This window comes from Chromobacterium sp. ATCC 53434 (assembly GCF_002848345.1).
Taxonomy (GTDB): Bacteria; Pseudomonadota; Gammaproteobacteria; order Burkholderiales; family Chromobacteriaceae; genus Chromobacterium.
The window spans coordinates 1,351,086-1,370,358 of record NZ_CP025429.1 but is presented as its reverse complement, the minus strand read 5'-3'; the positions used below and the strand labels follow the sequence as shown (position 1 = coordinate 1,370,358).

The following is a 19,273-nucleotide window of genomic DNA, read 5'->3' as shown; positions in this document are numbered from 1 at the left end:
GCGGTCTGATACCGATACAAGGCGACGCCTGCGCGTCAAACTTAAGACCCGCCAACAAAACCCTCGATCCTGCGTCAGGCACTCTGCGAGGTTTTGTCAGCGGCTCTAAATGAAAAACGGCGGCCCGGGGCCGCCGCTTACGGCGTCAGAAATTTTCCGGCAGCATCTTCAGCACGACGATGCGGCGGTTTTCCATCTTGATGTAATGGCCATAGATCAACTCCTTCAGAATCCGCGCGACCATCTCGCGCGAGGAGCCGATCTGATCGGCGATCTCCTGCTGAGTCAACTGCTTGCGCAGGATCAGCACGCCGTCCTGCTCGATCAGCATCTGGTTGATCAGGATGCGGACCCTGCCGTAGACGTCCAGCAGCGCCAGATTGCGCGCCAGCGTCGTCATGTGGCGCACCAGCGAGACCAGATAGCACATGATGCTGCCTCGCACCTTGTCGCAGCCGGGCAGGCCGTCCTCGCTGTCGAACAATTCCCGCAGCGCCGCGCGGGAGAACGCCAGCAGCGCGCTCTCCTCGTCGGCCACCGCGCCGCTGCTGCGCTCGCCGGCGTCGACGAAGGACTCCATGCCCAGCATCGCGCCCGGCATCGCCATCTGCAAAACGTATTTCTTGCCGCCCGGATCGGCGACGAAGACCTGCATGCAACCGGCCAGCAGCAAATAAACCGCGTCCGAATCTCCCCCCTCGACGTACAAGGCCTCCCCCTTCGCCAGGCGCACGGTCTCGCAACATTCCAGCGCCCGCTCCAGGGTGTCATCTGCCAAATGACCAAACAGCGGCGTCTGCCGCAACATCTGCCTAACTTGTTCTTGATTCATCTCGGTAACACGTCCCCGACTATCCGACACCACCACCGCAGGACGGCGGAAGATGCCTGAGTCATTATTTATTGTTCGCGATATGAGATTTGGCTCATACTGGCGACATTGTTATCAACACCGGGGAAATTGTAAATAATTTGGTTAAAATTTATGTGAAAATCGCACAAAAAAAAGCCTTGCAACGCAAAGGCTTTTGTGGTCAAACAATCTTAACAGCAAATCAACGAATACCGATGGTATTTTCCCTAAGTTTTTGCAAGTCATTCGCATTTGGTAGCGCCGACGCAACACCGGCCATCCCGGTTTTGCCATCGGCCGCCGAGCCATACATCGCCACCACCGCCTGAGCCTGGCCCGAGGTGAGGACCAGCAACTCGATGCGCCGATTCATCGCCGCCAGCGGATGGCCGGCATCCAGCGGCGCCCGGTCCGCCATGCCCACCACCTGCAGCACCGCGTCGCCGGCCAGGCCGCCCTGCATCAGATGCATGCGCGCCGCCATCGCCCGATTGCTGGACAAGGACCAGTTGGACATCGCGTTGAAACTGCCCGCCCGGTGGTATTGCGCGGCATCGGTGTGGCCGACCAGCAGCAGGCGGTTGTCGATCTCGCCCAGCATCGCGCCCATCTGCTGCAGCAGGCCGCGGAAACGCGTCTCGACGATGGCGCTGCCGCGCTCGAACATGCCCTGCTGATCGGTGTCGTGCAGCGTGACGCGCAGGCCGTACGGCGTGATCACCGTCTGCAGATTGCTGGACAGGCCGGCCTGCTTGCTCATCGTGGCCAGCTGGGTCGCCAGCTTGCGCAAATCGGCCTCGCTGTCGTAGCTGCGGCGCGGCAGTTCCGGCTGCTCGCTGGCGCGCTTGTCGCTGTCGCGCACCGCCGACTTGCTGGCCACCTGGCTGCCGCTCTGGCCGGGAATCGGATCGCGCGGGATCAGCGTGCCGGGCGGATTGCCCATATGATCGATCTGCCGGCCGTTGCCCTGCAGCAGCGGACTGCCGCCCGAGGTGGTCAGCAACTGCTGCAGATTCTCCTGGTCGCGCGCCGCCAGCACCCACAGCACCAGGAACAAGCACATCAGCGCTAGCACGAAATCGGCGAACGCCACTTTCCAGGCGCCGCCGTGCCCTTCCTCGTCGTGGCGGCGCGACACCCGCTTGATCACCGCGCCGTCGTGGCCGTCCTTGTTCTTGATCGGCGCCATCGCTTACACGCCTTCCAGCGCGTTGATCCACGACTCCAGCTGCGAGAAGCTGGGCTTGGTGTTCAGCTGCACCAGGCGGCGGCCGGCGTCGATCGCCAGCAGCGGCGGCTTGCCGGAAACATGGGTGGTCAGCACCACCTTGACCGACTCGAAGTTGGACAACTCCTCCTTGACCTGCTGGCCCATCACGTTGGACAGCGGGTCCAGCACGCCGTAGCAGAAGAAGATGCCGATGAAGGTGCCGACCATGGCCGCGGCGACGTCGGCGGCGATCTCGCCGGCGCCGGCGCCCTGGCCGACGGTGTTCATCGCCATCACGATGCCCAGCACCGCCGCCAGGATGCCGAAGCCCGGCATCGCCTCGGCGATCTTGTGCAGCGATTTGGACGGCTGGTTCAGCTGCTCGTGGATGGCGTCCAGTTCCTGGTCCAGCACGCCCTCCAGCTCATGGGCGTTGATCTTGCCCATCGCCATCAGCCGGAAGTTGTCTACGATGAAGGCCAGCAGCTTGGGGCTTTGCAGCACCAGCGGGTAGCGGTTGAACAGCGGACTCTGCCGCGGCGCCTCCACGTGCTGGTCCAGCGCCTTCAGACCGCCGCTGGCGGTGATCAGCAGCTCATACATCAGCAAGAGCTGCTGGCGCTGGAATTCGGCGCCCTGCCTCTTGCGCACCACCACCCGCTTGATCTGGCCGCCCATCTCCTTGAGCACATGCGGCGGATTGCCAAGCACGATGGCGCCCAGCGCCGCGCCGCAGATGATCAACAGCTCGGTCGGCTGCCAGATGATGGACAGCACGCCGCCATGCAGCATGAAGCCGCCGAAGACGCAAACCAGCACGATCACAATGCCAAACAATTGCTGCATCGGGTATTTCCTTGTTCAAGCCGCCGTCAGGCAGGCCTGCATCTTTTTCAGGGCGCTCTTGTTGATCTGGCAGATTCGGGCCTCGGTCAGGTCCAGCACCGCCGCGATCTCCTTGAGACTCAGTTCGAATTCGTAATACATCTGGATGACTTGCTGCTCGCGCTCGTTCAGCGCGGTCAGCGCGCGCGCCAACTCGCTCTGCCGCTCCAGGCGCGCCTCCGGCGAACCCTCGGCGGCCATCTCCATGCCGGAGGCCACCAGTTCGTCGAAGCTGGCCATCGCCTCGGCGTTCTCGGCCAGCAGCGCCTCGCGATAGCCATCGGCGTCCAGCCCCAGCAAGGACATCGCCTCGGCCTCGCTCGGCTCGCGCCTGAGCTTGCGCCTCAACTCGCGCAGCCCGTCGCGCACCCGGTGCGCCTCCTGCCTCACTGCGCGCGGCCGCCAGTCCAGCCGCCGCAACTCGTCGAGAATGGCGCCGCGGATGCGCAGCATCGCGAAGCCGGCGAAACGCTCGTCCGGCTCGCCGCCGTAGCGGCGCAGGCAGTCCAGCAAGGCCATCAGGCCGATCTGCTCCATGTCCTCGCGGTCGAACACGCCGCCGGCCTGACTGGCCAGCTGGCGCGCCGCGCGCTTGACCAGCGGCGCGTAGGTCGCCAGGTGCCGGCCCTCGTCGGCCGCGCGGGACGGCAGCGCGTAGCTCTCGGCGTACATCGCGCCTACTCGATGATCAGCTTGCTGACCATCACTTCGCTGAACGGCCGCTCGCGCGCCTCTCGGGCGAAATTGGCGCGATAGGCGCGGTCCAGCAGCTGCTGGTAGTCGTCTATGCCCAGCGCGTTGGCGCGCTCGCGCGTCAGCTGCGACAACGCCCGCACCGCCACGCTCTTCAGCAGCGGCAGTTGCTCCTTCACCTTGGCCTCGCCCTCCGGCGTGCTGCGGAACACCAGGTCGACCGCCATATAGCGCGGGTCGCCGCCGGCCTCGCTCCTGAGCATCACGATGATCTTGTCCAGCGTGATGAAGCGGTAATCCACCGGCTTGGGCCGGGCCGGCGCGGCCTGCGTCGATTGCTGGTAATACCACCAGCCGCCGCCGCCGGCGCCGGCCACTACGCTGGCCACCAGCGCGGCCGTGATCAGGGTTCTGCTGTTCATACGTCTATACCTTCCTAGCCCTGATCCAATTCAAATTCGCCGGCCAGCTGCCCGCCCAGCGCGCGGCCCGGCTGTTGCTGGGCCTGCTGCTCCCGGCCCTGGCGGCCGCCCTGGCCGTGGCCGGTCGGCAGGCCTTCCCTGACGTCCACCGCCACCTGGGTGTATTGGCGGCTGCCCAGATCCTGGCGCAGCGCCTCGCCTATGCCCTGCAACTGGCGCACCACTTCGCCGTGCGAGGCGGTCAACTCCACCGTCAGCGCGCCGGCCTGGTGGCGGATGGCGATTTCCAGCGTGCCCAGCGCCGGCGGGTCCAGCCTCAGCGTCGCGCGGTCCATGTTCTGGCCGACCCACTGCGGCAGCCGCTCGCCGAGCGCCGTCTGCAACTTGCCGCTCCAGCTGTCCGGCTGCGTCGGCGGCAGGGCCAGGGTGAAGCTTTCCGCCGGCCGGGACGGTTGCTCCGCCACCGGCGCGGCCGGCGGCGGCAAGATCGCGGCCACCGGCGCCGGCTGCTCGAGCGGCGCGGCCAGCTCGGCCAGTTGCGACGCCAGCGCCTTGGCGGCAAGCGGCGTCGGCGCGGGCGCCGCGGCCGGACTTGCCGGCGCGGCGTCGACGGCGATGTTCTCCCGCGGCCGGACGGCGGCCGGCTGCTGCTGCGGCAACAAGGCCGCCAACAGCGGCGACGGCAGCATCGCCGGACTCAGCGCCACCGGGTCGGGCCGGCGCGGCGCATCGTCGTCCTTGTCGCCGTCGTCCGTCTCGCCCGGCTGCTTCGGCAGCGGCATCCTCGTGCCGGCGGCATCGGCCGGCAAGGTCGGCAAGGCGACGGCGTCCGGCAAGGCGGCCGCCGTGTCGTCCGGCCGGCCCGCCGCCTGCATCGCGCCGGCGAAATCAAGATCCGGCGCGGCGTCCAGGCTAGCCAGGTCGTCCTGCGCGGCGGCGACGGCGTCGCCGCCGGCCTGCAACGGCGAAGTTGGAATCTGCGGCGGTGCCACTCTGCTCATGCTTGTTCCCATTCGCTGAATTGCGCGTAGGCCAGCTGGCCTTCGCGCTGCCGGCCGAGTCCGGCCAGCCTGTGCTGCAATTCGTCCAGCTCGCCCCGGCTCTGCGCCAGCGCGCCGCGATAGGCGGCGCCCAGCGCCGCCCTGTCCTCCGGCGTCAGATCGCAGTCCGGCGCCGCCAGCCGGACGCGCAGGCCAGCGTCCAGCGCCGCCAGCGCCGTCCAGTCCCGCCGTTCGGTGGCGGCGGCGATCTCGCGGCACCAGCGCGCCGTGTCAGGCCTCGGCATGCTGGTCCCGCACGCCGACCCAGCCGCCCTTGAGCTTGACGATCAGCGACTCGGCCTCGGCCAGCGCCTCGGCGTCCAGCTCGATGCTGGCCTGGTACAGCTTGTGCGCGCAGTAGTCGTACAGGCGGGCCAGATTGGTGACCACATCGCCGCCGGCCTCGAAGTCCAGCGCGCTGGACAGGCCGTTGAGGATGTTGATGCACTTGCTGATGCTGTCGCCCTTCTGTTCGTAACGCCGCTGTTCGATATGGCCGCGGGCGCGGGCGATCTCCTCCAGCAGGCCGTCGAACAGCACCAGCACCAGCTCGACCTGACTGGCGGAGTGGGTCTGCGACTCCAGGTTTACCGCGTGGTAGCTGCGGTAGGCTTCGTAATCCACCATCTAGGTCCCGCTTGTCTCGAATCAGTTGAAATTGAACATGCCCATGGTCTGGGTCATCTGGTCCTGCATGCCCTGCAGCTGAGTGAACTGCGCCAGATAGCGCTGGTACAGCTGCTGGTACTGCTGCTGCAGCGCGTCCTGGCGGCGGCTCAGATCCTTCGAGGTGCGATCCTCGCTGTCCTTGCGCATCTTCAGCATGCCGCTGCTGTAGTTCAGCCATTTGTCCAGGTAGTCGCTGCTCTGCTTCAGCGAGCCGTTCTGGGCCGTACCGTTGAAATAGCGGTCCAGCGCGTCCGGCGTGTTCTTCAGCGTGTCGCCGAGCTTCTTGCTGTCCAGCGTCAGCGTGCCGTCGCGGCTGGCGCTGATGCCGAGCTGGCCCAGCGTGACGCCGTCGAAGGACTGGCGCAGGATGGCGTTCAGCTGGTTTTTCAGGCCGCGGACGCTGGAGTCGTCGGCGAAGGGGCCGGCGGCGTTGCCGCTGGTGCCCGCTTGCGACAGGTCGGAAATCGCCTTGTAGATCTTGTTGTACGCGTCGACGAAGGACTGCACGTTGGCGGTGGTGTCGCTGTCGCTGCGCGCCACGGTCACTTGCAGCGGCGCGTCGCCGTCCTTCATCGTCTTGTTGACGGTGATGCTGACGCCGTCGATATTGCTCAGCGTGTTGGACGCCTGCTGCATGCGCACGCCGCTGCCCTTGCCGCCCAGCCACACCACGGCGTCCTGCGCCTGGGTCAGCGCTTTCGACGTCGACAGGCCGCTCTTCAGGCCGGCGTCGGACACCTGGCTCAGGTCCAGCGAGATCGCGCCGGACTGGCCGGTCTTGCCGGACGTCAGCACCAGCTGGCTCGCGCCGTTATTGTTCAGCACGATGGCGTTGACCTTGCCGGCGTTGCCGCTGGTGCGGTTGATCGCCAATGCCAGCTCGCTGACCGACAGCTTGCCGTCGCCGTCGCGGTCGGCGCCGGTCATCGACACGTCGAAGCTGTCGCCGCCGGCGAGCTTGACGGTGAACTTGTCGCCGGCCTGCGCGGTGGCGGCGGACAGATCGCCCATCGCCAGCTGTTGCGCGGTGGCCAGCTGCTCGACGAACAGGCTGTAGCTGCCCGGCTGGGCGTTGCCCTTGGCGCTGACGGTGGCCACGCCGTCCGGGCTGGCGCTGGCGTTCATCGCCACCAGGCTCTTCTTGCCGGTCAGCGTGGTCAGGCTGCCGCGGTAATCCTGCAGCGCCTTCTGCAACTGGCCCAGCGCGTCGCTGCGGGCCTTGGAGGCCTTGGTCTGGGTGTCCAGCGCGCTCTGCATCTTGCCCAGGCTGTTCTTGGCCAGGTTGTCCGCCCAGGTGCTGGGCGGCATTGCGTTGAAATCTATCGCCATCGCTATCCCTTTCGTCCGCTAATCAATGGTCTGCACCATTACAGGGCGACCGTCGCGCGCGCCAACTGAAACGCCGTGAATATTCACCATCGACCGCCACCCCTGAGCCAGGCCTGGCCGGCGGCCTCGTCGCTGCCCTTCTGCTCGCCGCGCGCCTGCAGCAGCCGCCATTGCTCGGCCGCCTCGTCGCGCAACAGCTTGACCTGCTCCTCGCGCCGCTGCGCCGCCTGCAGCCGCTGCCGGCTGACTTCGGCGTCGGCCTCGGCCAGCCGCAGATCCTGCTGCTGCGACTGCCTGAGTCCGGCCAGATGGCTCTTGTAGCCGGCGCAATTGAGCGCCAGTGCCGGATGGCCGGCGGCGGCGCTGGCCCCGCTGGCGGCGCTGAGCTGGTCCAGCCGCTCGATATTGCGGCGGTAGCGGTCCTGCAGGCGGCGCTTGGCGGCCAGCTCGGCCTCCAGCTTCTCGCCGTCGCGCCGGCGCAGGCCGAGCAGCAGGTCCAGTTGTCTCAGCGGCTGATTCATGAGGCGGCGAGCTCCTGCAGGCGGCGCAGGCTGTCGGCGTAAGGCGCGGCCTCGTCTGCGGCCTGGCACAGCAGCGCCTCGATCTGCGGCCGCAGCCGCAATGCGCGGTCGGTGGCGGCGTCGGCGCCGGGCACATAGGCGCCCAGCGGCAACAGGCCGCGCACTTCCTGATACCGGCTCCAGGCGCCGCGCACGTCGCGCGCGGCGGCCCCGTGGCCGGCGTCCGCCAGCTGGCCCATGCAGCGGCTGACCGAACGGGAGATGTCTATCGCCGGATAGTGGCCGCGCTCGGCCAGCTCGCGGCTCAATACGATGTGGCCGTCGAGGATGGCGCGCGCGGTGTCGGCAACCGGGTCCTGCTGATCGTCGCCCTCGGCCAGCACGGTGTAGATCGCGCTCATGCTGCCCGCGCCCTCGCCGTTGCCGGCGCTTTCGGCCAGGCTGGGCAAGAGGCCGAACACCGACGGCGGATAGCCGCGCGTCGCCGGCGGTTCGCCCAGCGCCAGCGCCACTTCGCGCTGCGCCATCGCGTAGCGGGTCAGCGAATCGACCAGCAGCAGCACATTGCGGCCGCGGTCGCGGTAGTGGGCGGCCAGCGTGTGGCACAGCTCGGTGGCCTTCAGCCGCATCAGCGGCGACTCGTCGGCCGGCGCGACGACCAGCACCGCCTTGGCCAGGCCCTGCGGCCCGAGCGCGTGCTCGACGAATTCGCGCACTTCGCGGCCGCGCTCGCCTATCAGGCCGACGACGACGACGTCGGCCTCGGTATGCCGGGTAATCATGCCGAGCAGCACGCTCTTGCCGACGCCGGAACCGGCGAACAGGCCGACGCGCTGGCCGCGGCCCATCGTCAGCAGGCCGTTGATCGCGCGCACGCCGACGTCCAGCGGCGCGTCGACCGGTTTTTTCCGCAATGGATTGATCTGCGGCGGATGGGCCGGCAGCGGCGTGTCGCCGGACAGTCTGCCCTTGTCGTCCAGCGGCTCGCCGAGGCCGTTGACGATGCGGCCGAGCCAGCCGTCGCCGACCATCAGGCCGCCGTTGTCCGGCGCCGGCAGCACCCGCGCGCCGGTGGACAGGCCGACCGGCTTCTTGAACGGCATCAGGAAGGACACCTCGCGGCGGAAGCCGACCACCTGCGCCTGCAGCCAGCCGCCGTTGCCGGTCTCGACCAGGCAGCGCTGGCCGGTTTGCAGCGGGCAGCCGACGCTCTCCAGCAGCAAGCCGCTGACGCCGACCAGCTTGCCGCTGACGGTGGCGACCGGCGCGTCCGGCACCGAGAGCTGACTGAGAGCCTGGCGCAGCATGGGCTAGCCTTCCTCGGTCCGCAGCTGCTCGCGCAGGCTGTCGACGCAGTGCTGCAGCCGCTGCTGGCAGCCGGCGTCGGCCTCGAACTCGGCGCCGCGCACCCGGCACTCACCCGGCGCCAGCGCCGGATCGGCCTCAAGCTTCCATTCGGCGGCGCGTTCCGGCGCCAGTTCGCGTATGCGCTGGCATTCCTCGGGATTCAGCAGCACCGTCACCTCGCCTCGGGCGTGCGCGCCCTGCGGCAGCGCCGCCAGCGTCTCCTCGACCAGGTCCAGGATCTGCACCGGCTTCAACGCCAGCTCGCAGCGGATCACCTGGCGCGCCACCTTGGCCACCAGGTCCACCACTTCGTCGCGCTGCGCCGCCTGGTAGTCGCGGCACAATTTATTCAGTTGCTCGATGGCGGCCTGCAGCGGCGCGCCCAACGAGGCCAGGCCGGCCAGCGTCTCGGCGCGCGCGGCGGCGACGCCCTCGGCGCGGCCCAACTCCAGGCCGGCCTGGTAGCCGGCGTCGCGGCCGGCGGCTTCGCCGCTGTCATGGCCTTCACGATAGCCGGCGTCCATGCCCTGGCGGAAACCGTCGGCGGCCGAGGCCTGCACTTCGGCGGCGGCCTCGGGCGCCAGCGGCGCGCCGTCTATCAACGGCGGAAAACGGAAGGGGCGCCAGGATTTCACTCGACCACTTCCTCCGGGAACAGCTGCAGATCGATCTCGCCGGCGGCGGCCAGCTGGCGTACCTGCGCCATGATGTCGCGGCGCGCCTCCTCGACGCGGCTCCTGGGCACCGGGCCGGAGCGGCGCATCGTCGCCTCGAAGCTCTGCGCCTGACGGCGCGGCATGGTCTGGACGATGGCGTCGCGCACGGCAGGCTCGGCGCCTTTCAGCGCGATCGCCCACTGCTCCAGCGGAATGTCCTCGCAGATACGCATCAGCACCGCCTCGGTCTGACGCGACAGGATGAAGAAGTCGTACATCCTGACCTCGATCTCGTCGACGATGTCCGGATCGTGCGCGCGCAACAGCTCCATCATCCGGCCGCGGTCGCCCGGCAGCCGGTTGATGATGTCGGCGGTCTGCTGCATGCCCTCGACCGCGGTGCTTTGCGTGTGCAGGCTCTCCAGGCAGCGGTCCACCAATTCCTCCAGCTCGTGCAGCAGCTCGCGGTCGACGTCGGTCAGCCGCGCCACATTGACCAGCACGCTGTCGCGGCTGGCGGCCGGCAAGGCCTCCACCACCTGGCCGGCCAGCGCCGGCGGCAAGAAGGCGAGAAAGACGGCTTGCATCCGCACGTGTTCGGCGGCGATGCGCTCGGCCAGCCACTGCGGCGACACCCATTGCAGCCTGGCCATCTTCGGCCGTATCGCGTCGCCGTAGATGGTGTCCAGCACGCTGCCGGCGATGTCGCCGCCCAGCGCCAGCTCCAGCGAGCGCTTCAAAAAGCTGCGGCTGGCGCCGTGCACGCCGCTCTGCTCGCGGTATTCGTCGAAGAAGCGCTGCATCGTCGCCTTCACCGCGTCCACCTTGATGCCGCTCATGCCGGACATCGCCTGCGTCACCTGCAACAGCTCCTCGCGGCTGAGGCAGCGCAGCACGGCCGCGGCCGGCTCCTCGCCCATGCACAGCAGCAGCACGGCCGCCTGCTCGATCGCGCTCATCTGACCGTTGCCGGCCGGCGGCGCCGGGGGCGCGTAGGCCGGGGACTCCGGCGCCGGATTATTGTTTGCGTCCATTGTTCTGCACCCATTGCTTGACCACTTCGGCCACCCGCTCCGGCTCCTTGGCCGCCAGCGCCTTCAGGTGGTCCACCAGCACGTCGACCGGGGAACCGGCCGGCGGCAGATCGTAATTTTCCAGCAGCGGCACCACCGGACTGTTGGTCGCGGCAGCGGCCGACGCCAGCGCCGCCTGCCGCAGGCCGGCGGCTTCGCGCGGCGAGCGGTTGTCCAGCAGCGGATCGTCCGGCGTCACGTCCAGTTCGTCCGGCGCGTAGTCGCCTAGCTTGCGCTCGGCCAGCTGGCGGGCGATCTTCAACAACGGACGCGCCAACAGCAGATAGGCCAGCAGCAGCGCCAGCGCGTAGCCTGCCCAGCGCGCGCCCTCGTACCAGGTGTCCGGCTGCTGCCAGAACGGCTCCGCCTGCGCCTGGGCGGCGAACGGCAGCGTAGACACCGCCAGCACGTCGCCCCGCGCGGCGTTGATGCCCAGCCCGTTGCGCAGCAGTTTGTCGATATTCGCCAGTTCGGCCGGCTGCCAGCCCTTGCGGCCCGGCGCGGCGGCCTGGTTCAGCGCCACCGCGACGCTGAGGCGGCGCAGCGTGCCGCGGGCATGCTTGATATTGGTGATATTGCGGTCGTAGGCGTATTGGCGGGTGACGGCGTTCTTGCTGTTGCCGGCCTTCTCCCCGGCGCCGCCGGACGCGTCGGTGTTGACCGGACGGTTGCTCAGCGAGCCGGGCACGCCCAGCGCCATCTTCTCGGTGCTGGTCTCCTCGCGCGAGGCCTCGTTGGTGACCTTGGGCGCCTCGCCGTACTTCTCTCGGGTTTCCTCGACCCGGTCGTTGTCGACGTCGGCGGTGACGCTGACCTTGTAGTTGTCGGCGCCCAGCGCCGGCGTCAACAGGTCGCGAACGTTCTGCAGCGCCTCCTGGCGGAAACGCTTCGCCGCCTCGCTGTCGTTGCCGGCGACGCCGCCGTCGGACAGGTCGACGTGGGCGGACAGCAGATTGCCGGCCTGATCGACCAGCGTCACTTGCGACGGCTCCAGCGTGGACACGCTGCCGGCCACCAGCTTGATCACGGCGGCGATCTGCTCGTTGGACAGCTGCTGCCCCGGCTTCAAGGTCACCACCACCGAGGCCGAGCCCTTCTCGTTGCCTGCGGTGACGAAGGAGGTGCTGCGCGGCAACGACAGGTGCACGCGCGCCGAGCGCACCGGATCCAGCGCCTGTATGCTCTGCGTCAGCTCGCCCTCCAGGCCGCGGCGGAAGCGCACGTCCTGGACGAACTGGCTGACGCCTAGCGGATCGTTCTTGTCCAACAACTCCAGGCCGGCCGGCAACTGCGCGACCACGCCCTTGGCCGCCAGCTGCATGCGGGCGCGGGCCAGATCGGCGTCCGGCACCAGCACCTGGCCGGTCTGCGGATGGATGCGGTAGGGAATCTTGTCGGCGTCCAGCGCCGCCATCATGTCGGCGCCGTTGACCTTCTCTTGGGCGCCGAACACCGGCTTGTAGCTGGCGTCGTCGCGCCACAGCCACAGCGTCGCCACCACGCTGAGGCCGACGGCCAGCAGCACGATGGGCAGCAGATAACGCCAGGCCGCGGCCGGCGGCAACGACCGCCCGGCCATTCTCTGTTGAAACGCGGCCAGGCCGCTGCGCAATTGTTTGACCACGTCCGCTCCCGTTACAGCTGCATCTTGATCAGATCGTCGACGGCGCCGACAACCTTGTTACGCACCTGCATCAGCATCGAGAACGACAGGCCGGCCTCCTGGCTCATCAGCATCGCGCCGACCAGATCGTCGCTCTGGCCGCTGTCGACCTCGGTCATCTTTTCCGAGGCCAGGCGGTTCTGCTGGTCGACATCCTTCACTGCCGACACCATGGCCTGGCTGAAGCTGTGGCCGGCCGGAACCTCGTCGCCGGCCGGGCGCGGCAGCGCGGCGGCGCCCTGGCCGAGCGCGCCCATGTCGGAGAGCAGCTGCTTGCGGTCGGCATGAATCATCAAGCCCAGATTGGTGGCCATCACACATCCTTAATCAACGGTATCGAAACGCTGCGGCGCCGCCCCGGGCGCGCAGGCGTCGCCTAATTTAGACAGGCTGGCGGATTTTAAACTTAATGGTTTATCAATCAGCCGGTACTTTTCACAATGTAAACCGTGAATTTTCCCCCTTCACCGTTGGCGGACAGCCAGTAAGATGCACACTCCCAGCAATCGTCGGAGGCTGCCGCGCAGTCGCCGCCCGTAAACGAATACCGCCATGCCCAAAGCCAAAATCGTTGCGCCCGAGGAAGGCGCCCGCCTGCAGGCCTTGGATCTGCGCACCCTGGGCCGTCCGATACACTTGCTGCCGCTGTTCGACCGCGCCTTGCAGCAGGAACTCGGCGACTTCCTCGACCGCGAGTTGAACCGCCGCTACCGCGCCTCCTTCCACATCGCCGCGCTGCGCCAACTGCCGCCGGCCGCAGACGAGCGACGCTGGCGCTGGCATGCGCTCGGCGACTGGCGGCTGGGCAGCCATTTCGACCGCAGCCTGCTGCTGGGCATACTCGACTACCGCTTCGGCGCCCCTTCCCACTCGGACGAGACGCCGGACGAAACCGAAACCGAACGCCGGCTGGGCCGCAATCTGGCCGAGCGGCTGCTGCCGCGACTGACGGGCGCGATCCGCCGGCTCGGCGCCGTCGCGCCCGACGCCGCGCCGCGCGAGCTGCCGTTCGCGCCGCAAGCGGCCTGGCAGCTGGAGCTGGACCTGTGCGACGGCGACAAGACGCTGGGCACGCTGAGGCTGCGGCTGGACGCCGTCGCCTTCGAGGCGCTGCTGCAAAGCCTGTCCGGCCAGCGGCCCCGCCTGCCCGGTCCGGCCGAACACGCCCGCTTCAGCGAACAACTGAGGCTGAAGCTGAGCGCGCGCCTGCTGGAGCAGACGCTGCCGCTCGGCGCCATCCTAGATCTCAAACCCGGCAGTGTGCTGCCGGTCAAGCTGCCGCCGCGCGCGCTGGCCTGCGTGGCCGGCTCGCCGCTGTTCGGCGCCCAGGTCGCCGAACGCCAGGGCAAGCTGTGTCTCAGCGGCTTCGCCGACATCGAATAAGGAACCCGAATGGAACTGAATCAAGACTTCGACCTGGACGGCATCCTCGACGGCCTGGATGCCACGGCCGACATGCCCGCGGCGCCGGAGCCGCCCCCCCGCGACATGACGCCCTTCCTGCGCAAGATCCCGGTCAAACTGACGCTGGAAGTCGGCAGCGCCGACATCAGCCTGGCCGACCTGTGCCAGATCGGCGCCGGCTCGGTGGTGGAGCTGGACAAGATCGCCGGCGAGCCGCTGGACATCAAGGTCAACGGCACCGTGATCGGCCGCGCCGAAGTGGTGGTGTCCGGCGACAACTACGGCCTGCGCGTGCTGGAATTGAACGACCTGCAATTGGACAGCCTGGCCTGATGCGGCGCGTCGCTACGCTGCCGCTGGCCGCGGCCGCCCTGCTCGCGGCAGCGCCCAGCTGGGCCGAACCGCTGAAGCTGCTGTCGGCCAATGCCGGCGGCGCCTCCGTCGACTTCACGATCAAGACCCAGATCCTGATCCTGATGACGGCGCTGGGCCTGCTGCCGGTGCTGGCGCTGATGATGACCAGCTTCACCCGCTTCGTCATCGTGCTGTCGCTGCTCAGGCAGGCGCTGGGCCTGCAGCAGGGCCTGCCCAACCGGCTGATCACCGGCGTGGCGCTGATCCTGACGCTGCTGGTGATGCGACCGGTCGGCCTGCAGGTGTGGAACGAGGCGCTGACGCCGTTCGATCAGGACAAGATCACGATGCAGCAGGCGCTGGAAATCGCCGCCAAGCCGATCAGCCGCTTCATGCTGGCCCAGACCGGCAAGACCGCGCTGGCCCAGGTGGCCAAGCTGTCCGGCGAGGAAAACGTCGCCCGGCCGGAAGACCACGCCTTCACCGTCAAGCTGGCGGCCTTCGTGCTGTCCGAACTGAAAACCGCCTTCCAGATCGGCTGCATGCTGTTCATCCCCTTCCTAGTGATAGATCTGGTGGTGTCCAGCGTGCTGATGGCGATGGGCATGATGATGCTGTCGCCGCTGGTGATCTCGCTGCCGCTGAAACTGCTGCTGTTCGTGCTGGTGGACGGCTGGTCGCTGACCGTCAACACGCTGGTCACGTCGATTCAGGCCTATTAGGAGGGATGAAGCCGTGCTGACGCCCGATATCGCCGTCGACATCGTCAACGACAGCCTGCGCGTGGTGGTGACGCTGGTGGTGCTGCTGGTGCTGCCCAGCCTGATCGTCGGCGTGGTGGTCAGCCTGATCCAGGCAGCCACCCAGATCAACGAACAGACGCTGTCCTTCCTGCCCAGGCTGCTGATCGTGCTGCTGACGATAGCGCTGGCCGGCCACTGGATCACCGGCTACCTGATGGACTTCTGCGTCGCGATGTTCCAGCGCGCCGCCAGTCAGGTCGGATGACGATGCAGGGCCTGTACGCCCAGTTGCTGGACCTGATTCCGGCGGTCTGGTGGCCGTTCTGCCGGCTGATGGCCGCCTTCAGCGTCGCCCCCTTCATCGGCGACGCGATGGTGCCGATGCGCGCCCGCATCGGCCTGGCGCTGCTATTGGCCGTCGCCTGCCTGCCGGCGATGCCGGCCCACTCCCCCATCGATCCGTTCACCCTCGCCGGCGTCGCCGCCAGCGTCGAGCAGGCCGTCATCGGCCTCTTGTTCGGCCTCGCCTTCCAACTGACGATGTCGGTGCTGGCGCTGCTGGGCTTCCTGTTGTCGTCGCAAATGGGCCTGTCGATGGCGGTGATGAACGATCCGGGCAACGGCAACAGCTCCGACGTGGTCTCCGGCCTGCTCTACCTGCTGGCCGCGCTGCTGTTCTTCGCGCTGGACGGCCATCTGGTGCTGGTCCAGGTGGTGTACGCCAGCTTCCGCGCCTGGCCGCTGGGCGGCGGCATTCCGCAGGCCTCGCTGCCGGTGCTGGCCGCCAGCGTCGGCTGGGTGATGTCGGCGGCGATGGTGCTGGCGCTGCCGGCGGTCTTCGCCACCTTCGTCGTGCAGGCCGGCTTCGGCATGATCAACCGCGTGGCGCCGGCGCTGAACCTGTTCTCCCTGGGTTTTCCGGTGGTGACCTTGTTTGGCCTCGGCACGTTGAGCCTGCTGATGCAGGTGCTGCCGCCGCAATATTTGAGCCTGAGCGGACAGACGCTGCGCCTGCTCGACCAACTGCTGGCGGCCGGCCATGGCTGAGACGCGCCAGGGCGACAAGACCGAAAAGGCCACGCCGCAGCGGCTGCGCAAGGCGCGCGAGCAGGGCCAGGTGCCCCGCTCCAAGGACCTGGCCGCGGCGCTGGGCTTGGTGCTGTCGCTGAAACTGATGTTCTGGCTGGCGCCGGACTGGCTGGACGATTTCCGCCGGCTGTTCGCGCTGGCCTTCGCCTCACTGGCCGGCGAGGGCGCGCTGGAGAACAGCTGGTCCAAGCTGTTCGCCGGCACGCTGCTGCTGACGCTGAAGATGCTGGCGCCGCTGGCCGTCATCCCGACGACCATGCTGCTGATCAGCCTGTTTCCCGGCGGCTGGGTCTTCGTGCTGTCCCAGATCAGCCCCAAGTTCGAGCGGATGAACCCGCTGGCCCACCTGTCGCGGCTGGCCTCGCCGAAACACGCCAGCGAAATCGGCAAATCCATCGCCAAGGCGCTGCTGCTGGGCTGGCTGCTGTACCGCATCGCCTCCTCCGCGCTCGGCGATTTCTTCGCCCTCGCCGGCATGCCGCTGCTGCCGACGCTGACCGGCGCCGCCGATCTCTTGCTGTCCTGCCTGCTGAAGCTCGCCGCGGTGTTCCTGCTGTTCGCGCTGGCCGACCTGCCGCTGCAGGTCTTCCTGTTCCTGAAGCAGCAGCGGATGAGCAAGCAGGAAATCAAGGAAGAATACAAGAACACCGAGGGCCGCCCCGAGGTGCGCCAGCGCATACGCCAGCTGCAACGCCAGCTGGCCCAGCGCGGCGTGCGCAAGGCGCTGCCCGACGCCGACGTGATCCTGGTCAACCCCAGCCATTACGCGGTGGCGCTGAAATACGACGAGGATCGCGCCGAGGCGCCGTTCATCGTCGCCAAGGGCGTCGACGAGATGGCGCTGTACATCCGCCAGCTGGCCGACGAAATGAAACTGACGGTGCTGCCGCTGCCGCCGCTGGCGCGCGCCGTCTACCACACCACCCAGGTCAACCAGCAGATTCCCGCGCCGCTGTACCGCGCGGTGGCGCAGGTCCTGACCTATGTTTTGCAACTGAAGGCGTTCCAGGCGGGTAGCCGCCGCAACAATCCGGTGCTGCCGGAGTTGTCGGTCCCGCGCGAATTGTCCGATCCCGAGCCCGCATCATGAACTCGCTGACCAAACTGCTTGCCGACATCGGCCGCCACAAGCTGGCCGCCCCGCTGTTCCTCCTCGCCATCCTGGCGATGGTGATGCTGCCCCTGCCGCCATTGGCGCTGGACATGCTGTTCACCTTCAACATCGTGCTGGCCATCATCGTGATCCTGGTCAGCGTGTCGGCGCGGCGGCCGCTGGACTTCTCGGTCTTCCCCACCATCATCCTGGCCACCACGCTGCTCAGGCTGTCGCTGAACGTGGCGTCCACCCGGGTGGTGCTGCTGCACGGCCACCAGGGAACGCATGCCGCCGGCCGGGTGATCGAGGCCTTCGGCAATGTGGTGATAGGCGGCAACTTCGTCGTTGGCATGGTGGTGTTCGTCATCCTGATGATCATCAACTTCATGGTGGTGACCAAGGGCGCCGAGCGGATTTCCGAGGTGTCGGCCCGCTTCACGCTGGACGCGTTGCCGGGCAAGCAGATGGCGATAGACGCCGACCTGAACGCCGGCCTGATCAATCAGGAGCAGGCGCAACAGCGCCGCCGCGACATCGCCACCGAGGCCGATTTCTACGGCGCGATGGACGGCGCGTCCAAATTCGTCCGCGGCGACGCCATCGCCGGCATCCTGATCCTGATCATCAACCTGTTCGGCGGCGTCGCCATCGGCGCGCTGATGCACGATCTGTCGATGGGCGACGCCTTCCGCCAGTACGCGCTGCTGACGATAGGCGACGGCCTGGTCGCGCAGATTCCGGCGCTGCTGTTGTCGTCGGCCGCCGCCATCATCGTCACCCGCATCAACGACGAGGCCGACATGCCGGCCCAGGTCGGCAGCCAGATGCTGGCGTCGCCGACGGTGCTGATGAGCGCCGCCGGCATGATGCTGGTGCTGGCCATCATCCCCGGCATGCCGTGGCCGACTTTCCTCGGCTTCGCCGCGCTGCTCGGCTATGTCGCCTGGCGCATGCACGCGCGGCGGCCGCCGGCCGCCGCCGCGCCCAGCCAGGCGGCGGTCAAGGCCGCGCTGCAGGGCGAATCCGAGATCGAACTGGAATGGAGCACGCTGCCGCACGCCGACACGCTGGGCATCGCGCTCGGCTACCGGCTGGTGGCGCTGCTGGACGCCGGCCAGGGCGCGCCGCTGACCAAGAGGGTCAAGGGCGTGCGCCAGAGCCTGTCCGAGCAGATGGGCCTGTTGCTGCCGACGGTCAATCTGCGCGACGACCTGAGGCTCAGGCCGTCGCAATACGCGATCCAGCTGTCCGGCGGCACCATCGCCGAGGCCGAGGTCTACGCCGACCGGCTGATGGCGATTCCGTCGCCCGACGTCTACGGCGACATCGACGGCGTTCCCGGCATAGACCCGGCCTACGGCATGCCGGTGACCTGGATCGCGCAGGCCGACAAGGGCAAAGCGCTGGGCCTGGGCTACCAGGTGGTGGACTGCGCCAGCGTGATGGCCACCCACTTGAACAAGGTGATGCGCGAGCACCTGGCCGAGCTGTTCCGCCACGACGACGTGACCGCGCTGTCCGAGCGGCTGGCGACGCTGGCGCCGAAGCTGGCGACGGCGCTGGGCCAGGCGCTGACGCCGGTGCAGCAGTTGCGCGCCTTCCGCCAGCTGCTGCAGGACAATGTGTCGCTGAAGGACATCGTGCCGATCGCCACCGCCCTCCTGGAAGCCAGCGACAGCACCAAGGACGCCATCATGCTGGCGGCCGAGGTGCGCTGCGCGCTGCGACGGCAGATCGTGCAGTCCATCGCCGGTCCGCGCGACGAGATCCGCGCCTTCAATCTGTCGGCCGATCTGGAAAACCTGCTGTTGGGCGCGCTGTCGCAGGCGCAGCAGACCGGCAAGCCGCAGCTGGACAGCTTCCCGGTCGATCCCAATGTGCTGCAGCAGTTGCAAACCGGCATGCCGGCGGTGCGCGACCAGATGAAGCAGCTCGGCCAGCCGCCGGTGCTGCTGGTGATGCCGCAGATCCGGCCGTTGCTGGCGCGCTACGGCAGGCTGTTCGCGCCCGGCCTCAACGTGCTGTCGTACAACGAGGTGCCGGAGAACCGCCAGGTCAGCCTGACCGGCACGCTGGGCTGAGTCGGGCGCGTTTCGGACGGGTTTAGTCAGTTCTTGCAATTACTATTGTAATTTTTCGCATGTTGTGAAAATGCAAATGCATGTTTCGCAAATTAGGGAAATTTGCCATTTTGCGCGGATTGACCAGCCATGCCGGCCGCATGAG

Annotated in this window: 22 protein-coding genes; 7 read left to right on the top strand and 15 right to left on the bottom strand. The window is 67.9% G+C overall.

From position 1 onward, the window contains the following. Nucleotides 1-145: 145 nt before the first annotated feature. The 15 genes from CXB49_RS06570 to CXB49_RS06500 form a co-directional block, all read right to left on the bottom strand. Complete coding sequence (locus CXB49_RS06570) at nucleotides 146-778, bottom strand: Crp/Fnr family transcriptional regulator (protein WP_233492961.1); 633 nt, start codon at nucleotides 776-778, stop codon at nucleotides 146-148. Between the two features lie 277 nt (nucleotides 779-1,055). Next, nucleotides 1,056-2,042: a flagellar motor protein MotB gene (locus CXB49_RS06565; protein WP_101707650.1), complete on the bottom strand. Its 987-nt coding sequence runs from the start codon at nucleotides 2,040-2,042 to the stop codon at nucleotides 1,056-1,058. Between the two features lie 3 nt (nucleotides 2,043-2,045). Continuing rightward, nucleotides 2,046-2,909 carry a flagellar motor stator protein MotA gene (motA, locus tag CXB49_RS06560; RefSeq protein ID WP_101707649.1) on the bottom strand — a complete coding sequence of 288 codons (864 nt, stop codon included), beginning with the start codon at nucleotides 2,907-2,909 and terminating at the stop codon, nucleotides 2,046-2,048. Nucleotides 2,910-2,924: 15 nt separating this feature from the next. Then, nucleotides 2,925-3,620 (bottom strand): FliA/WhiG family RNA polymerase sigma factor, encoded by a 696-nt coding sequence (locus tag CXB49_RS06555; protein ID WP_101707648.1) that lies wholly within the window; start codon nucleotides 3,618-3,620, stop codon nucleotides 2,925-2,927. A 5-nt stretch (nucleotides 3,621-3,625) separates the two neighbouring features. Then, nucleotides 3,626-4,063, bottom strand: coding sequence for a flagellar basal body-associated FliL family protein (locus CXB49_RS06550; RefSeq protein ID WP_101707647.1), 438 nt, complete (start codon nucleotides 4,061-4,063; stop codon nucleotides 3,626-3,628). A gap of 14 nt (nucleotides 4,064-4,077) precedes the next feature. Continuing rightward, nucleotides 4,078-5,064 carry a flagellar hook-length control protein FliK gene (locus CXB49_RS06545; protein WP_158300640.1) on the bottom strand — a complete coding sequence of 329 codons (987 nt, stop codon included), beginning with the start codon at nucleotides 5,062-5,064 and terminating at the stop codon, nucleotides 4,078-4,080. After that, nucleotides 5,061-5,348, bottom strand: coding sequence for an ABC transporter substrate-binding protein (locus tag CXB49_RS06540; RefSeq protein WP_101707645.1), 288 nt, complete (start codon nucleotides 5,346-5,348; stop codon nucleotides 5,061-5,063). Before CXB49_RS06540 ends, CXB49_RS06545 begins: the two co-directional genes overlap by 4 nt. Further along, complete coding sequence (fliS, locus tag CXB49_RS06535) at nucleotides 5,335-5,730, bottom strand: flagellar export chaperone FliS (protein WP_233492960.1); 396 nt, start codon at nucleotides 5,728-5,730, stop codon at nucleotides 5,335-5,337. Before fliS ends, CXB49_RS06540 begins: the two co-directional genes overlap by 14 nt. Before the next feature lie 21 nt (nucleotides 5,731-5,751). Continuing rightward, nucleotides 5,752-7,080, bottom strand: coding sequence for a flagellar filament capping protein FliD (gene fliD, locus CXB49_RS06530; protein WP_158300639.1), 1,329 nt, complete (start codon nucleotides 7,078-7,080; stop codon nucleotides 5,752-5,754). A gap of 104 nt (nucleotides 7,081-7,184) precedes the next feature. Next, a complete protein-coding gene (gene fliJ / locus CXB49_RS06525) occupies nucleotides 7,185-7,622 on the bottom strand; it encodes a flagellar export protein FliJ (protein ID WP_101707643.1) in 438 nt (145 codons plus the stop codon). After that, nucleotides 7,619-8,929, bottom strand: coding sequence for a flagellar protein export ATPase FliI (gene fliI / locus CXB49_RS06520; protein ID WP_101707642.1), 1,311 nt, complete (start codon nucleotides 8,927-8,929; stop codon nucleotides 7,619-7,621). Before fliI ends, fliJ begins: the two co-directional genes overlap by 4 nt. A gap of 3 nt (nucleotides 8,930-8,932) precedes the next feature. Next, on the bottom strand, nucleotides 8,933-9,604 hold the full coding sequence (fliH, locus tag CXB49_RS06515; RefSeq protein WP_101707641.1) for a flagellar assembly protein FliH: 672 nt from the start codon (nucleotides 9,602-9,604) through the stop codon (nucleotides 8,933-8,935). After that, nucleotides 9,601-10,659 (bottom strand): flagellar motor switch protein FliG, encoded by a 1,059-nt coding sequence (locus tag CXB49_RS06510; protein ID WP_233492959.1) that lies wholly within the window; start codon nucleotides 10,657-10,659, stop codon nucleotides 9,601-9,603. Before CXB49_RS06510 ends, fliH begins: the two co-directional genes overlap by 4 nt. Continuing rightward, entirely contained in the window at nucleotides 10,643-12,322 is a 1,680-nt protein-coding gene (gene fliF / locus CXB49_RS06505) for a flagellar basal-body MS-ring/collar protein FliF (RefSeq protein WP_233492958.1), read from the bottom strand. Before fliF ends, CXB49_RS06510 begins: the two co-directional genes overlap by 17 nt. A gap of 11 nt (nucleotides 12,323-12,333) precedes the next feature. Beyond that, nucleotides 12,334-12,675, bottom strand: coding sequence for a flagellar hook-basal body complex protein FliE (locus CXB49_RS06500; protein WP_101707640.1), 342 nt, complete (start codon nucleotides 12,673-12,675; stop codon nucleotides 12,334-12,336). Between the two features lie 238 nt (nucleotides 12,676-12,913). On the opposite strand from CXB49_RS06500, the gene CXB49_RS06495 reads away from it, so the two are divergent. From CXB49_RS06495 to CXB49_RS06465, 7 genes are read left to right on the top strand one after another with little or no spacing between them, the layout of a single operon-like run. Further along, nucleotides 12,914-13,744 carry a FliM/FliN family flagellar motor switch protein gene (locus CXB49_RS06495; RefSeq protein ID WP_101707639.1) on the top strand — a complete coding sequence of 277 codons (831 nt, stop codon included), beginning with the start codon at nucleotides 12,914-12,916 and terminating at the stop codon, nucleotides 13,742-13,744. Between the two features lie 9 nt (nucleotides 13,745-13,753). Beyond that, the gene (gene fliN / locus CXB49_RS06490; RefSeq protein ID WP_101707638.1) at nucleotides 13,754-14,098 is read left to right on the top strand and encodes a flagellar motor switch protein FliN; all 345 of its coding nucleotides are present in this window, start codon (nucleotides 13,754-13,756) and stop codon (nucleotides 14,096-14,098) included. Continuing rightward, nucleotides 14,098-14,841, top strand: coding sequence for a flagellar type III secretion system pore protein FliP (gene fliP / locus CXB49_RS06485; protein WP_101707637.1), 744 nt, complete (start codon nucleotides 14,098-14,100; stop codon nucleotides 14,839-14,841). Before fliN ends, fliP begins: the two co-directional genes overlap by 1 nt. Before the next feature lie 13 nt (nucleotides 14,842-14,854). Then, nucleotides 14,855-15,127, top strand: a complete 273-nt coding sequence (fliQ, locus tag CXB49_RS06480) for a flagellar biosynthesis protein FliQ (protein WP_011136551.1) — start codon at nucleotides 14,855-14,857, stop codon at nucleotides 15,125-15,127. 2 nt (nucleotides 15,128-15,129) lie between these two features. Next, nucleotides 15,130-15,909: a flagellar biosynthetic protein FliR gene (gene fliR, locus CXB49_RS06475; protein WP_101707636.1), complete on the top strand. Its 780-nt coding sequence runs from the start codon at nucleotides 15,130-15,132 to the stop codon at nucleotides 15,907-15,909. Then, complete coding sequence (gene flhB, locus CXB49_RS06470) at nucleotides 15,902-17,041, top strand: flagellar type III secretion system protein FlhB (RefSeq protein ID WP_101707635.1); 1,140 nt, start codon at nucleotides 15,902-15,904, stop codon at nucleotides 17,039-17,041. The genes fliR and flhB overlap by 8 nt, the downstream gene beginning before the upstream one ends. Continuing rightward, nucleotides 17,038-19,128, top strand: a complete 2,091-nt coding sequence (locus CXB49_RS06465; RefSeq protein WP_101707634.1) for a flagellar biosynthesis protein FlhA — start codon at nucleotides 17,038-17,040, stop codon at nucleotides 19,126-19,128. Before flhB ends, CXB49_RS06465 begins: the two co-directional genes overlap by 4 nt. Nucleotides 19,129-19,273: the final 145 nt, after the last annotated feature.

Excerpts from the sequence above, each read along its gene's own strand:
- CXB49_RS06565 (WP_101707650.1), bottom strand. The coding sequence starts at position 2,042 with ATGGCGCCGATCAAGAACAAGGACGGCCACGACGGCGCGGTGATCAAG.
- motA (WP_101707649.1), bottom strand. The coding sequence starts at position 2,909 with ATGCAGCAATTGTTTGGCATTGTGATCGTGCTGGTTTGCGTCTTCGGC.
- CXB49_RS06555 (WP_101707648.1), bottom strand. The coding sequence starts at position 3,620 with ATGTACGCCGAGAGCTACGCGCTGCCGTCCCGCGCGGCCGACGAGGGC.
- CXB49_RS06550 (WP_101707647.1), bottom strand. The coding sequence starts at position 4,063 with ATGAACAGCAGAACCCTGATCACGGCCGCGCTGGTGGCCAGCGTAGTG.
- CXB49_RS06545 (WP_158300640.1), bottom strand. The coding sequence starts at position 5,064 with ATGAGCAGAGTGGCACCGCCGCAGATTCCAACTTCGCCGTTGCAGGCC.
- CXB49_RS06540 (WP_101707645.1), bottom strand. The coding sequence starts at position 5,348 with ATGCCGAGGCCTGACACGGCGCGCTGGTGCCGCGAGATCGCCGCCGCC.
- fliS (WP_233492960.1), bottom strand. The coding sequence starts at position 5,730 with ATGGTGGATTACGAAGCCTACCGCAGCTACCACGCGGTAAACCTGGAG.
- fliD (WP_158300639.1), bottom strand. The coding sequence starts at position 7,080 with ATGCCGCCCAGCACCTGGGCGGACAACCTGGCCAAGAACAGCCTGGGC.
- fliJ (WP_101707643.1), bottom strand. The coding sequence starts at position 7,622 with ATGAATCAGCCGCTGAGACAACTGGACCTGCTGCTCGGCCTGCGCCGG.
- fliI (WP_101707642.1), bottom strand. The coding sequence starts at position 8,929 with ATGCTGCGCCAGGCTCTCAGTCAGCTCTCGGTGCCGGACGCGCCGGTC.
- CXB49_RS06510 (WP_233492959.1), bottom strand. The coding sequence starts at position 10,659 with ATGGACGCAAACAATAATCCGGCGCCGGAGTCCCCGGCCTACGCGCCC.
- CXB49_RS06500 (WP_101707640.1), bottom strand. The coding sequence starts at position 12,675 with ATGGCCACCAATCTGGGCTTGATGATTCATGCCGACCGCAAGCAGCTG.
- CXB49_RS06495 (WP_101707639.1), top strand. The coding sequence starts at position 12,914 with ATGCCCAAAGCCAAAATCGTTGCGCCCGAGGAAGGCGCCCGCCTGCAG.
- fliN (WP_101707638.1), top strand. The coding sequence starts at position 13,754 with ATGGAACTGAATCAAGACTTCGACCTGGACGGCATCCTCGACGGCCTG.
- fliP (WP_101707637.1), top strand. The coding sequence starts at position 14,098 with ATGCGGCGCGTCGCTACGCTGCCGCTGGCCGCGGCCGCCCTGCTCGCG.
- fliR (WP_101707636.1), top strand. The coding sequence starts at position 15,130 with ATGCAGGGCCTGTACGCCCAGTTGCTGGACCTGATTCCGGCGGTCTGG.
- flhB (WP_101707635.1), top strand. The coding sequence starts at position 15,902 with ATGGCTGAGACGCGCCAGGGCGACAAGACCGAAAAGGCCACGCCGCAG.
- CXB49_RS06465 (WP_101707634.1), top strand. The coding sequence starts at position 17,038 with ATGAACTCGCTGACCAAACTGCTTGCCGACATCGGCCGCCACAAGCTG.